Source organism: Sphingomonas sp. (assembly GCF_048594985.1).
Classification (GTDB): Bacteria; Pseudomonadota; Alphaproteobacteria; order Sphingomonadales; family Sphingomonadaceae; genus Sphingomonas_I.
This window is the reverse complement of sequence record NZ_JBMDXG010000043.1, coordinates 1-12,828: the sequence shown is the minus strand read 5'-3', so window position 1 is coordinate 12,828 and position 12,828 is coordinate 1. Positions and strand designations below refer to the sequence as shown.

The 12,828-nt window shown below is 69.2% G+C and carries 13 protein-coding genes and 1 pseudogene; 8 read left to right on the top strand and 6 right to left on the bottom strand.

Translation table 11 applies throughout. The annotated features are described in order from the left end of the window. From ACOJSF_RS01810 to ACOJSF_RS01790, 5 genes are all read left to right on the top strand, one after another. A partial coding sequence (locus tag ACOJSF_RS01810) for an amino acid permease (protein WP_420140530.1) occupies positions 1-1,316 on the top strand: 1,316 nt, incomplete at its 5' end. Positions 1,317-1,449: 133 nt separating this feature from the next. After that, positions 1,450-2,151: a tetratricopeptide repeat protein gene (locus ACOJSF_RS01805; protein WP_420140529.1), complete on the top strand. Its 702-nt coding sequence runs from the start codon at positions 1,450-1,452 to the stop codon at positions 2,149-2,151. After that, on the top strand, positions 2,148-3,473 hold the full coding sequence (locus ACOJSF_RS01800) for a PQQ-binding-like beta-propeller repeat protein (protein WP_420140528.1): 1,326 nt from the start codon (positions 2,148-2,150) through the stop codon (positions 3,471-3,473). Before ACOJSF_RS01805 ends, ACOJSF_RS01800 begins: the two co-directional genes overlap by 4 nt. A gap of 75 nt (positions 3,474-3,548) precedes the next feature. Next, the gene (der, locus tag ACOJSF_RS01795) at positions 3,549-4,892 is read left to right on the top strand and encodes a ribosome biogenesis GTPase Der (RefSeq protein ID WP_420140527.1); all 1,344 of its coding nucleotides are present in this window, start codon (positions 3,549-3,551) and stop codon (positions 4,890-4,892) included. After that, positions 4,889-5,086 carry a sulfurtransferase TusA family protein gene (locus ACOJSF_RS01790; RefSeq protein WP_420140526.1) on the top strand — a complete coding sequence of 66 codons (198 nt, stop codon included), beginning with the start codon at positions 4,889-4,891 and terminating at the stop codon, positions 5,084-5,086. Before der ends, ACOJSF_RS01790 begins: the two co-directional genes overlap by 4 nt. A gap of 45 nt (positions 5,087-5,131) precedes the next feature. On the opposite strand, the gene bfr is transcribed toward ACOJSF_RS01790, so the two are convergent. From bfr to ACOJSF_RS01760, 6 genes are all read right to left on the bottom strand, one after another. Then, positions 5,132-5,614 carry a bacterioferritin gene (bfr, locus tag ACOJSF_RS01785; protein WP_420140525.1) on the bottom strand — a complete coding sequence of 161 codons (483 nt, stop codon included), beginning with the start codon at positions 5,612-5,614 and terminating at the stop codon, positions 5,132-5,134. A 95-nt stretch (positions 5,615-5,709) separates the two neighbouring features. Beyond that, the gene (locus ACOJSF_RS01780) at positions 5,710-5,883 is read right to left on the bottom strand and encodes a (2Fe-2S)-binding protein (protein ID WP_420140524.1); all 174 of its coding nucleotides are present in this window, start codon (positions 5,881-5,883) and stop codon (positions 5,710-5,712) included. 59 nt (positions 5,884-5,942) lie between these two features. Continuing rightward, positions 5,943-7,187 carry a DUF418 domain-containing protein gene (locus ACOJSF_RS01775; RefSeq protein ID WP_420140523.1) on the bottom strand — a complete coding sequence of 415 codons (1,245 nt, stop codon included), beginning with the start codon at positions 7,185-7,187 and terminating at the stop codon, positions 5,943-5,945. Beyond that, positions 7,184-8,089, bottom strand: a complete 906-nt coding sequence (locus ACOJSF_RS01770) for a DMT family transporter (protein ID WP_420140522.1) — start codon at positions 8,087-8,089, stop codon at positions 7,184-7,186. The genes ACOJSF_RS01775 and ACOJSF_RS01770 overlap by 4 nt, the downstream gene beginning before the upstream one ends. After that, the gene (gene purL / locus ACOJSF_RS01765; RefSeq protein WP_420140521.1) at positions 8,086-10,305 is read right to left on the bottom strand and encodes a phosphoribosylformylglycinamidine synthase subunit PurL; all 2,220 of its coding nucleotides are present in this window, start codon (positions 10,303-10,305) and stop codon (positions 8,086-8,088) included. Before purL ends, ACOJSF_RS01770 begins: the two co-directional genes overlap by 4 nt. A 91-nt stretch (positions 10,306-10,396) precedes the next feature. Next, complete coding sequence (locus tag ACOJSF_RS01760; RefSeq protein WP_420140520.1) at positions 10,397-10,783, bottom strand: hypothetical protein; 387 nt, start codon at positions 10,781-10,783, stop codon at positions 10,397-10,399. A gap of 132 nt (positions 10,784-10,915) precedes the next feature. Between ACOJSF_RS01760 and ACOJSF_RS01755 the strand changes: the two genes are divergently transcribed. From ACOJSF_RS01755 to ACOJSF_RS01745, 3 genes and pseudogenes are all read left to right on the top strand, one after another. Then, positions 10,916-11,908 (top strand): cysteine synthase A, encoded by a 993-nt coding sequence (locus ACOJSF_RS01755; RefSeq protein WP_420140519.1) that lies wholly within the window; start codon positions 10,916-10,918, stop codon positions 11,906-11,908. A 73-nt stretch (positions 11,909-11,981) separates the two neighbouring features. Next, a complete protein-coding gene (locus ACOJSF_RS01750; protein ID WP_420140518.1) occupies positions 11,982-12,212 on the top strand; it encodes a hypothetical protein in 231 nt (76 codons plus the stop codon). Between the two features lie 428 nt (positions 12,213-12,640). Next, positions 12,641-12,828, top strand: a pseudogene (locus ACOJSF_RS01745) (division/cell wall cluster transcriptional repressor MraZ); the annotation flags it as partial.

Below are 12,828 nucleotides of genomic sequence, written 5' to 3'. Positions count from 1 at the left end.
CGCACCTGATCGCGCTGGGGGTGGGCGCGATCGTCGGCACGGGTATTCTCACGCTGATCGGGGTGGGCGCGGACAAAGCCGGGCCCGCCGTGATCCTGTCCTTCGCGGTCGCCGGGGTGATCTGCGCCTGCGCGGCTTTGGCCTATGCCGAAATGGCGACGATGATCCCCGCCTCGGGCAGCGCCTATACCTATTCCTATGTCGTCATCGGCGAGCTGGTCGCGTGGATCGTGGGGTGGAGCCTGATCCTCGAATATAGCCTGGTGGTGAGCGCGGTCGCGGTCGGCTGGTCGGGTTATGCCGCGCCGTTGCTGGAAGCGTGGGCGGGCGTGCCGATGGCGCTGATGCAGGGCCCGGAGCTCGGGGGGCTCGTCAACCTGCCCGCGATCTTCATCATCGCGGTCGTCGCCGGGCTGCTGATGTTCGGGACGCGCGAAAGCGCCACGATCAACGCGGTGCTGGTGGCGGTGAAGATTCTCGCGCTGATCGTATTCGTCGCGGTCGCGCTACCTTATTTCAACGCGGCGCACATGGAGCCGTTCATGCCCTACGGCTTCCCCAAGTCGACGGGGGCGGACGGGGTCGAGCGCGGAGTCATGGCGGCGGCGGCGATCATCTTCTTCGCCTTCTACGGCTTCGATGCGATCGCCACGGCGGCCGAGGAGACCAAGCGGCCCGAACGCGATCTGCCGATCGGGATCGTCGGATCGATGGTGGCGTGCGTCCTGATCTACATGGTGGTCGCGGCGACGGCGGTCGGCGCGCTGCCCTTCGCCGCGTTCGCGCGCAGCCCCGAGCCGCTCGCGCTGATCCTGCGCACGATCGGCCAGTCGGGGGCGGCAACCTTCCTGGCGGCGTCGGCAGTGGTCGCGTTGCCGACGGTGATCCTCGCCTTCTTCTACGGCCAGTCGCGCATCTTCTTCGTGATGGCGCGCGACCGGCTGCTGCCGGCGGGGCTGGCCAGCGTGTCGGCGCGCGGAACGCCGGTGCGGATCACCCTGTTCACGGCGGTGATCGTCGGCGCGATCGCGGGCGTGTTCCCGCTCGACCAGATCGCGGCGCTCGCCAATGCGGGCACGCTGGCCGCGTTCGTCGCGGTGTCGGCCTGCATGCTGATCATGCGCCGCCGCGCGCCCGAAGCGCTGCGCCGCTTCCGCACGCCGCTGGCGTGGGTGGTCGGGCCGGTCGCGATTGCGGGCTGCCTGTATCTGCTGTTCAGCCTGCCGGCGAAGACGCAGCTCTATTTCGTGATCTGGAACCTGATCGGGCTGGGCGTCTATGCGCTGACCGCCGGGCGGCGGACGGAGGCCGCCTGAAGCGGATGGCCCGCAGCGTCGCCCTGAACGGAGCCGCTTCGATGGCGCACGCCACCGCAAGCTTCCGTTCAGGCCGACTCGTCGCTAGAAGGCGCGGCCGGTCGCATCCGTACGCGGCCGCGGGAGAGATTTCTTGGCGCTGACGCCGACCGACAACCAAGCCTTCCTGCGCGAAGTCGACGAAGACCTCCGCCGTGACCAGATGACCGGCTTCGCCAAGAAGTGGGGCCGGATCGTCGGCGTCGTGGTGGTCGTCGGCCTGATCGCGCTCGCGGCGTTCCTCTACTGGCAGCATCGCCGCGCGCAGCAGCGCGGCGAGCATGGCGAGCAGTTCGTAAAGCTGATCGACGACGTGAATGTCGGCCGCGCCACCGCCAACGACCCGCGCCTGGGCATGCTGGCCGAAGCACCGGAGGCGGGCTACCGCGCGATGGCGCGGCTGATGCAGGCCGACCTCGCCGCGCGGACCGACGTGAACGCCGCCGCCGCCAGCCTGAAGGCGATGGCGAACGACAGCGACCTGCCGCAGCCGGTGCGCGATCTGGCGATCATCCGCGCGACCACGCTGGAATATGACAAATTGCCCCCGGCCGAGGTGGTCGCGCGGCTGAAGGGGCTGGCCCAGCCCGGATCGCCCTGGTTCGGCAGCGCGGGCGAGCTGACCGCGCTCGCGCAGCTCAAGATGAACCGCCGTGATCTGGCGGGGCCGCTGTTCGCCAAGATCGCGGCCGACGACAAGGTCCCCGGTCCGCTCCGCTCGCGCGCGGCGTCGATGGCGACCTCGCTCGGCCAGACCGTGGCCGCGCCCGCCGCCTCGATGGGGACGCCGCAATGATCCGGCGGATCGGCTTCGCGCTCGCGCTGGCGGCCACGCTCGGCGGCTGCGGCATCTTCAAGGGCGGCAGCGACCGCCGGCCCAAGACGGCCGTGCTGGGCGAACGCATCCCCGTTCTTTCGGTCAGCAGCGACGAGCAGCCCGACCCGAGCCTGGCCGACGTGCCGGTTGTGGTCCCGCCGCCCGCCGAAAATGCGGACTGGACCCAGCCGGGCGGCAGCGCGTCGAAGAATCTCGGCAACCTCGCTTTGCCTGCCAACATCCGGGTCGCCTGGTCGGCGAGCATCCCGGGCGGCGACATTACCAAGCGGATCGGCGCGACGCCGGCGATCGCCGGCGGCAAATTGTTCGTGGTCAGCGCGGACGCGATCGTCCACGCCTTCGACGCCAAGACCGGCGCGCGGCTGTGGCAGACCTCGCTCGGCGGGACCAAACGCGACCGGGCGGTGCTGTTCGGCGGCGGCGTCAGCGTCGACGGCGACAAGGTCTATGCCACGACCGGCCGGGGCGATGCCGCCGCGCTGGAGGCGGCGACCGGCAAGATCGTGTGGAAGTCGCGCCCGGCGGGCCCGCTGCGCGGCGCGCCCGGCATCGGCGGCGGCAACATCTACGTCCTGACGCAGGACAATCAGATCATCGCGCTCAACCCCGCCGACGGCAAGACCGTGTGGACCGTATCCGCCACGCTGCAGGGCGCGAACGTTTTCGGCGTGGCGGCGCCCGCCTTCGCGCAGGGCACGGTGGTCGCCGGCTTCTCGTCGGGCGAGCTGTCCGCGCTGCGGTACGAGAATGGCCGCATCGTCTGGCAGGACCAGCTTTCGCGGACCAGCATCACGACGTCGGTCTCGACCATCTCGGACATCGACGCCGCGCCGGTGGTGAGCGAGGGTAAGGTCTATGCGATCGGGCAGGGCGGCCGCATGGTGGCGATGGATCTCATCAACGGCAACCGCCTGTGGGAGCTGTCGGTCGGCGGCATTTCGATGCCCTGGCTGGCGGGCGAGTGGCTGTTCGTGGCGACCGACGATGCGCGCCTGCTGTGTATCGCGCGCACCACGGGCAAGATCCGCTGGGCGACGCAGCTGCCCGCCTTCCGCGATCCCAAGAAGCGCAACAAGCCGATCGACTGGTATGGTCCCGTGCTCGCGGGCGGGCGGCTGATCCTCGTCAACAGCAGCGGCCAGATGCTGTCGGTCTCGCCCGAGACGGGACAGGCGGCCGAGCCGAGCAAGGCGGGCAAGGCGTTCTACCTGCCGCCGGTCGTGGCCGGAAACATGATGTACCTGATCGACGGCAAGGGCCGGATCACCGCCTGGCGCTGATCCGCACCCTGCGCCGCCGCGGTTGTGCGCACGGCCTCTCGACCGCCCTCCCTTCGAACGGCTAGACCGAACGCCATGCCCGAGCCCGTCATCGCCATCGTCGGCCGCCCCAATGTGGGCAAGTCGACCCTGTTCAACCGGCTGGTGGGCAAGAAGCTCGCGCTGGTCGACGATCGTCCGGGCGTGACCCGCGACCGGCGCGAGGGCGAGGCGACCCTGCTCGGCACGCCGTTCCGGATCATCGATACCGCCGGATTCGAGACGGACGACCCGCAGACGCTACCCGGGCGGATGCGTGCGCAGACGCAGGCGGCGGTCGAGGAGGCCGACGCGGCGCTGTTCCTGATCGATGCGCGCGCAGGCGTGACCCCGCTCGACGAGGAGGTCGCGCGCTGGCTGCGCGACAGCGATACGCCCGTCGTGCTGATGGCCAACAAGGCTGAGGGCAAGGCGCAGGAAGCCGGCGTGATGGAGGCGTACAGCCTGGGTCTGGGCGATCCGATCCCGTTCTCGGCCGAGCATGGCGAGGGGCTGGTCGACCTGTTCGAGGCGCTGCGTCCGATCATCGAGCGCGAGGAGCCTGACGAGGAAGAGGATGCGGACGAGGCCACCGGCCCGCTGAAGCTCGCGATCGTCGGGCGCCCGAATGCCGGCAAGTCCACGCTCGTCAACAAGATGCTGGGCGAGGAGCGGATGATCACCGGGCCCGAGGCCGGGATCACGCGTGATTCGATCGCGATCGAGTGGGAGTGGCAGGGGTGGCCGGTCCGCCTGATCGACACCGCCGGCCTGCGCCGCCGCGCGAAGGTGGAGGACAAGCTGGAGCGTCTGTCGGCCGCCGACACGCGCCGCGCGATCGACTTCGCCGAGGTGGTGGTGCTGCTGCTCGATGCCACGCGCGGGTTGGAGGCGCAGGATCTGCGCATCGCCTCGCAGGTGATCGAGGAGGGACGCGCCCTGCTGATCGCGGTCAGCAAGTGGGACGTGGCCGAAGGCGCGCCGAGCCTGTTCCAGGGCATTCGCGGCGCGCTGGACGAAGGGCTGGCGCAGGTGAAGGGCCTGCCGCTGATCACCGTGTCGGGATTTACCGGGCGCGGGATCGACCAGCTGCTCCAGGCGGCGTTCGAGACGCGCGAGGCATGGTCGCGGCGGATCGGCACGGGCGAGCTCAACCGCTGGTTCGAACGCGCGGTCGAGGCGAACCCCCCGCCCGCGCCGGGCGGCAAGCGGAACAAGCTGCGCTATCTGACGCAGGCGCGGACGCGGCCGCCGACCTTCATCCTGTTCGGCACGCGCGTGGACCAGCTTCCCGAAAGCTATCGCCGCTATCTGGTCAACGGCATCCGGCGCGAGTTGGGCTTCGGCGCGGTGCCGGTGCGGCTGACGCTGCGCGCGCCCAAGAATCCGTTCGGCGGGTGATCCACGTCGACGCGCGCGGAATGCGCTGCCCGTGGCCGGTGCTGCGGCTGGCGCGGGCGATGCGCGCGGGCGACGGGGTGACGATCCTGGCCGACGATCCCGCCGCGCCGGGGGAAATCCGCGCGCTGGCCGAGGCACAGGGGTGGCGGATCGCCGCGATCGAGGGCGGCTTCACCGTTACGCGCGCCGCCTGAAGGCCGCGCGGTGGGCCGGGAGGCGACGCCCCCCGGCATTTGTGCTTACTTGTCCTCGGCGGGCTTCGACTGAAGCTGGACGTAGTTCTGGATGCCCATCCGCTCGATCATGTCGAACTGACGCTCGAGGAAGTCGACATGCTCCTCCTCATTGTCGAGGATACGGCGGAACAGGTCGCGCGTGACGTAGTCGCGCACCGTCTCGCAATGCGCGATGGCTTCGCGCAGCGGCGGGATGGCATCGCCTTCGAGCGCAAGGTCGGCGCGCAGCACCTCCTCGACCGTTTCGCCGATGCGCAGGCGGCCGAGCGCCTGGAAATTGGGGAGGCCATCGAGGAACAGGATGCGCTCCGCCAGCATGTCGGCGTGCTTCATCTCGTCGATCGACTCGTGACGCTCATATTCGGCCAGCCGCGCAATGCCCCAATGGTCGAGCATGCGGTAATGCAGCCAATATTGGTTGATCGCCGTCAGCTCGTTCTTCAGCGCGGCGTTGAGAAATTCGATGACCTGTGCGTCGCCCTTCATGGCGGCCTCCTTTGTGTGGTCGCCACCTAACGCCGCAAGGGCGCGGCACAAAGCGCAAACGACTCGCGCGAGTCGTTCTTAGATTTCAGCCGGTTTTACGCTGCTGCGACGCGTTCTTCGGCGATCAGCTCGCGGGCATAGGGGATGCATTGGCCGCAGCGGGGACGGCGTCCCATCTGGGCATACGCACGGATCGGGCAATCCACGCCCGAGCGCGCGGCCTCGCGCACGTCGCGCTCCCGGATCGCATTGCAGTGGCAGACGACCATACGAATCGCACCCTCTCGCTTTGCGTCCAAGCTAGCGATAGTGAGAACCAGTCGCAACCTTATTGCGGCCGGCTCGCAGGTGGACCGATCCGTATCGGCTGAAGGCGCCCGCGCGCGAGGCTGCGCCAGAGCCATTCGAGCGGGCCGTAGCGGAAACGGGCCAGCCACGGCTTCGACCAGCCGAGGATCAGGCACCACTGGCCCGCGACGATCCAGTAGAGCTGGGCGCGCGACACCTGCCCAAACAGGCCGAGACCGTAGCCGTAGAAGAGCGTGGTCACGATCAGGCTGGTGCCGAGATAATTGGAGAAGGCCATCCGCCCCGCCGCCGCGAGCCGTTCGACCAGCGCGCCGCCGCCACGAGCGCGGACCAGCAGGATGAGCGCGGCGGCATAGCCGAGCGCGGCGAACGGGCGCAGCACCATCCCCAGCGCCTCGGCGAGCGGACGCGTGACGGGATCGAAGCCGCGCGCGATCTGCAGTTGCGCGAGCGGTACGTGCAGCGCGAGCGCGCAGAGGCCCGCCACGACCGCAATCCAATAGGCGCGAACGCTCCACCCGATCGTCCAGAAACCGACCCGGTAGAGCAGCATGCCGAGCGCCATGAAGCCGAGCGTCGCGGGCAGCCAGAACGGCATGAAGCGGAACTGGATCATCGCGGTCATCGATGCACGGATCGCGAAGACATCGGCGAAACCGCCGCGATAGAGGCGCAACTCGCCGGCGGCGGTGCCCCCGCCCGAACGCGCCCAATCGAGGATATCGCCCCAGGCGCGCACCGCGTCGGGCGGGGCGCCGGGGCCGGTGGCGAGGATATGCAACGCGGCGAGATCGCCCCACTGGATCAGGTTGCGCGCCACTTCCCACCCAAGCAGCAGCAGGGCGGCATAGCCGAGCGCGGCCGGTGGCCAGCGCCGCGCCACGAACAGGATCGCGCCGCACAGCGCATATTCGACCAGGATGTCGCCATACCAGACCAGCCAGGCGTGGAGCATGCCGAACGCGAACAGCCAGCCCATCCGCGCATAATGCGTCCGCGCCGGGCCCGGCGTGCGCCCCTCGGCGGCGTCGGTCACGATCAGCAGCGACGCGCCGAACAGCATCGAGAAGAGCGCGCGCATCTTCCCATCGGCGAGGACGTAGGCCAGCGCCCACGCCGCGAGATCGGCGCCGCGCGCGCCGCCGGCCACGTTCGGATCGACATAGGCGCCGAGCGGAAGCCCCATCGCCACCACGTTCATCACGAGGATGCCGCACACGGCGAAGCCGCGCACCGCATCGATCGCGATGACGCGGTCGGTCACCCGCCGATCGGGGCGGCCGCCGCCCCGCGCTCGCCCAGCACGACCGCGATGCTGCCCGCGACGATCAGCAGCCCGCCGACGATCAGGGCGACGCCAGCCGGGTCGTTGAACAAGGCGATGCCGATCAGCGCGCCGACCAAAGGTTCGAGGTTGATGAACACGCCCGCGCTGGCGCTGCCGACGCGCGCGGCGCCATATTGCCACGCCGCCGTGGCGACGAAGGTCGCGAGCAGCCCCTGTCCGATCAGCCCGGCCCAGGCGGTCGCCGACAGATCGAGCCGGGGCGGGCCGTGCAGGAGCAGCGCGATCGGGAGCACGGCGGCGGTGGCGACGAGCAGGGTCACGGCGGGTACGGCGAGCGCCGACCGCGTCGCGGGCGCGCGCATCAGCACGAGCCGCCAGGCGAGGCAGATCCGCAGCGAAAGCAGCGACAGCGCGATGCCGAGCGGGGTGCCAGCGCCATCGGGCTTGCCGGCAAGCAGGACCGCGCCCGCCGTGGCACCGGCCACGCCCGCCCATGACAGGCGGCTCACGCGCTCACCGAGCGCCCAGGCGGCGATCGCCACCAATGCGGGCATCACGCCCACGAGCAGCGCGGCCAGCGAGACGGTGACGCCGGCCAGCCCCTCGAACTGGACGAGGAAGGCGATGCCGTAGAACAGCCCGGCCAGCAGGACCGGGGGCGAACGGAACAGGCGGCGCGCCTCCGGCCCGAGCGCGAAGGGCAAAGCGAACGCGCTTGCTATCACGAAGCGCATCAGGATGGTGTGCGCGGGTCCGATCTCACGCAGGGTGAGCTTGCCGAGCGGGAAGCCGAGGCTCCAGCCGAGCCCGGCGATGGTCAGCGCCGCGAAGGCGAGCGCCTTGCCGCCGGTGCCGCCGGCCCCCGCCGGCGCGGTCACGCCAGCGCGGCGTCCGCGCCCATGAGCTTCGGAAAGAAGCCCTCATGCGCGTCGCGCAGCGCATCGAGCGTCACGCAATAATCGCCCTCCTCGCATTCCAGGATGACGCGGTTGGCGATCGTCCGGCCGAGCGGGTCGGCGGGTACGTCGGCGGCATGCGCGGCAACCATGAAGTCGGCGAGGCAGCTGTCGCACACGGTGACGATGTAGAGGCCCTGATCCTCGCCGAAGAAGGATCCGGCGAGGCCGAACGGCTGCGGCTCGTTGACCAGCACGCCGATGTTCGACGCCAGCGCCATTTCGGCGAGCGCCACCGCGAGCCCGCCGTCGGCGACGTCGTGGCAGGCGGTGATCGCGCCCTTTTCGATCTGCGCGCGGATGAAGTCGCCGGTGCGCCGCTCCGCCTTCAGGTCGACCGGCGGGGGCGGGCCTTCCTCGCGCCCGTGCAGTTCGCGCAGCCAGAGCGACTGGCCGAGATGGCCCATCCGCTCGCCGACCGCGATGACGGTATCGCCGATGCCCTTGAACGCGATGGTGCAGGACCGCTGCCAGTCCTGCAGCAGGCCGACCCCGCCGATCGCGGGGGTTGGCAGGATGGCGGAGCCGCCGCCGGTCGCCTTGCTTTCATTGTAGAGCGAGACGTTGCCCGACACGATCGGGTAATCGAGCGCCCGGCAGGCATCGGCCATCCCTTCGAGGCAGCCGACGATCTGGCCCATCACCTCGGGCCGCTGCGGGTTGGCGAAGTGGAGGCAGTTGGTGATGGCGAGCGGGGTCGCGCCGACCGCCGTCAGGTTGCGCCACGTCTCCGCCACCGCCTGACGCCCGCCCTCGACCGGATCGGCGAAGCAGTAGCGGGGCGTGCAGTCGGTCGCGATCGCGAGGCCCTTGTCGGTGCCGTGGACGCGCACCACCGCCGCGTCGCCGCCCGGGCGCTGGACCGTGTCGGCGCCGACCATGTGGTCATATTGCTCCCAGATCCAACGACGCGACGCGACGTCGGGCGAGCCCATCAGCGCCAAGAGGTCGGCGGCGGGATCGCTGCTCTCGGGCACGTCGGTCAGCTCGGCCGGCTTGGGCGTCGGCACGTGCGGCCGGTCGTAGAGCGGTGCTTCGTCGGCAAGCGGGGCGAGCGGGATGTCGGCGACGACATCGCCCTTCCACTTCAGCACCATGCGGCCGGTGTCGGTGACTTGGCCGATCACCGCGAAATCGAGCTCCCACTTGCGGAAGATCGCCTCGGCAAAGGCTTCGCGGCCGGGCTTCAGCACCATGAGCATCCGCTCCTGGCTTTCCGACAGCATCATCTCGTACGGGGTCATGCCCGCTTCGCGCTGGGGCACGTCGTCCATCACGAGTTCGAGCCCGACGCCGCCCTTCGACGCCATTTCGACCGAGGAGGAGGTGAGGCCGGCGGCCCCCATGTCCTGGATCGCGACGATCGCGTCCGAGGCCATCAGCTCCAGGCACGCCTCGATCAGCAGCTTTTCGGTGAACGGATCGCCGACCTGGACGGTCGGGCGCTTCTCGTCGCTGTCGTCGCCGAAATCGGCGCTCGCCATGGTCGCGCCGTGGATGCCGTCGCGGCCGGTCTTCGAGCCGACATAGACGATCGGATTGCCGACGCCGCTGGCGGCCGAATAGAAGATCTTGTTCGTGTCGGCGACGCCGACGGTCATCGCGTTGACGAGGATGTTGCCGTCGTAGGCCGGGTGGAAGTTCACCTCGCCGCCGACGGTCGGCACGCCGACGCAATTGCCGTAGCCGCCGATGCCGTGGACCACGCCCGCGATCAGGTGGCGCATCTTGGGGTGGTCGGGCCGGCCGAAGCGCAGCGCGTTCAGATTGGCCACCGGCCGCGCGCCCATCGTGAACACGTCGCGCAGGATGCCGCCTACGCCCGTCGCCGCACCCTGATAGGGTTCGATGTAGGACGGGTGGTTGTGGCTCTCCATCTTGAAGATCACCGCCTGGCCGTCGCCAATGTCGACCACGCCGGCATTCTCGCCCGGGCCGCAGATCACCTGCGGTCCTTCGGTCGGCAGCTTCTTCAGATGGATGCGCGACGATTTGTACGAGCAATGCTCGGACCACATGACCGAGAAGATGCCGAGCTCGACGAGATTGGGCGTACGGCCGAGCGCGTGGAGCACACGCTCATATTCCTCGGGGGACAAACCGTGGTCGGCGACGATTTGGGGCGTGATCTCGCTCATGCGCGAGCCGTTAGCGAAGGTACGCCTCACGTCAAAGAAAAAGGCCGGCGGATCGCGCCGCCGGCCCGGTGAACGCAGAAGAAACGGACGATCAGGCTTCGCAGGCCTGGGCGGAACCGCCCGGCTTGGTGATGGTGGCGGTCTTGGCGTCGGGCGTGCCGACGACCGTGTAGCCGCCGCCCGAGAACGGCTCGCCCGCGGCCGACGCGGTGAGCGGGGTCGGCGTGCCGCCCTTGTCGGCACGGATGTTGGCGGTGGTGCCGTCATTGAACCAGTCGACGTACAGCAGGCTGTTGTCCTTGCAGCGATACGTCTTGCTGGCCAGCATGGCGGGCGGCAGCTTGACCGGCGGCGCGGCAGCCGCGGCGTTCGCGTCCGGATCGTTGCTGGCTGCAGTGACTGTCTCCGGCTGCGTGTTGCAGGCGGCGAGCAGGAGGATGGCGGAGAGCGCCGGGGCGCTGATGAGAAGCTTGTTCATGGCGGAGACACTCTTTCGCGCTGCAATAAGTCCGTCAAGGTCGTTGTCCTAATTTCGCGACAAAGCCGAGACATTCGCGCGCCAAACTCTGCTTGCTTGCCGCCCGGAGCCGGCTTGCCTATCCCTCGCCGCATGAATGGTCCCGCCCAAGGCGTGCCGGCGCTGGTCGGCAATACTCCCCTGGTCCGCCTTGCCGGGCCGAGCGCCGCCACCGGGTGCGAGATATTCGCCAAGTGCGAATTCATGAATCCCGGGGGCTCGATCAAAGACCGCGCCGCGCTGGCGATCATCGAGGATGCCGAGCAGAACGGCCTGCTCGTCCCCGGGGGAACGATCGTCGAAGGGACGGCCGGCAATACCGGCATCGGCCTTGCCCTCATCGGCAACGCCAAGGGCTATCGCACCATCATCGTCATTCCCGAGACGCAGAGCCAGGAGAAGAAAGATACGCTGCGCGCGCTGGGCGCCGAGTTGGTCGAGGTCGCGCCGACGGCCTATTCCAATCCCGCGCATTACGTCCACACGTCACGCCGCATTGCGGAAGAAACGCCCGGCGCGCTGTGGTCCAACCAGTTCGACAACATCGCCAACCGCCTGGCGCATATCCGCACGACCGCGCCCGAAATCTGGAAGCAGACGAGCGGGCGGATCGACGGCTTCACCTGCGCCGCCGGGACTGGCGGCACGATCGCGGGCGTGGGCCTGGGCCTGAAGGAGCAGAGCGACCGCGTGCGGATCGCGCTGACCGATCCCCACGGCGCGTCGCTCTACGAATATTTCACGCATGGCGAACTGCGCGCGGAGGGCAGCTCGGTCGCCGAGGGTATCGGCCAGAGCCGGATCACCGCCAATCTGGAAAGCGCGCCGATCGACCTGGCGTTCCGCGTGTCGGACGAGGAGGGGCTCGCGCAGGTCTTCGCCCTGCTGCGCGACGAGGGGCTGTGCGTCGGCCTGTCTTCAGGGATCAACGTTGCCGGCGCGATGGCACTGGCGCGCGAACTTGGGCCGGGCAGCACGGTGGTGACGATCCTCTGCGATTCGGGGATGCGATACCTGTCGACGCTGTTCAATCCGGCGTGGCTGGAGGCCAAGGGCCTGCCCGTGCCCGACTGGCTGCGGCGCTGATCGGACAAACGGTTCACAAGCGCCGAGCCGTCCCTTATCTTCGATCGATGGCGACCCTTTCGGCATTGGCGGCATGCATCGCGTCCGCGTCGGCCTGATCGGCCTCGCCTGGGTGTTCCTGCTCGTCGCGGTGGCGACGGTCGTGCTGCGCGCGGCCGAGGAACGGCCGGCCGACAATATGTCCGACGTCAACGTGGTCGAAGCGCCCAACGATCCGCTCGCCGACCTGGGTGTCGCGCCCGGCAACCCCGTGTCCGGAGACACGGGGCCGGCGCAAGGCGGAAACGCGACCGCCGCCAACTAGCCCTTCGCGCGTCGTCTGACAGGCGCGACTTCTGACAGGCGCGACTTCGGGGCGCTCGTGGCTTTCTCGCATCCTTGCGGCCGACATCGCCGGCCGGCCACGCGCCGTCCGCCTAATCCCGGTTCGTCCCACCCGATCCCATGCCCGCCGCGGTTGTCAAAATCGGCGTACAGACTTATCCACAAAGAACAAAGACCGAACTCGCCCGGTAATCCGCCAATTCCGGATGGGTTGCCCACGGCTGGGGACTGAAGCTATTCACATCTAATCCCGTCTGATCCCGTTGCTATCCATATAAATCCATATTATGCCGTTTGTTGTCGGCCGGGCGTGGCCAAGCGGGGCGCAACAAGCATGCTCCGCAGCCCGGATCGGCGGCGGCGCCGGTCATCCCTGTCCGGCACCGCTCAAAACGGGGTGCTTTGGGCGTGGCGATCGTCGATCTCTTTCTCGGCAATGCGCTGAACGCGGTCGACGCGAAGGGACGGGTGTCGCTGCCGTCCAGCTATCGTTCCACCATCGAGAAACGGCAGCAGCGCGGCGCCCCCGCCGCGGGCGAGATCGCGGTGGAAAAGGTCGTCACGTTCCTCGTCCATCCCGACCGGCCGTGCCTCGT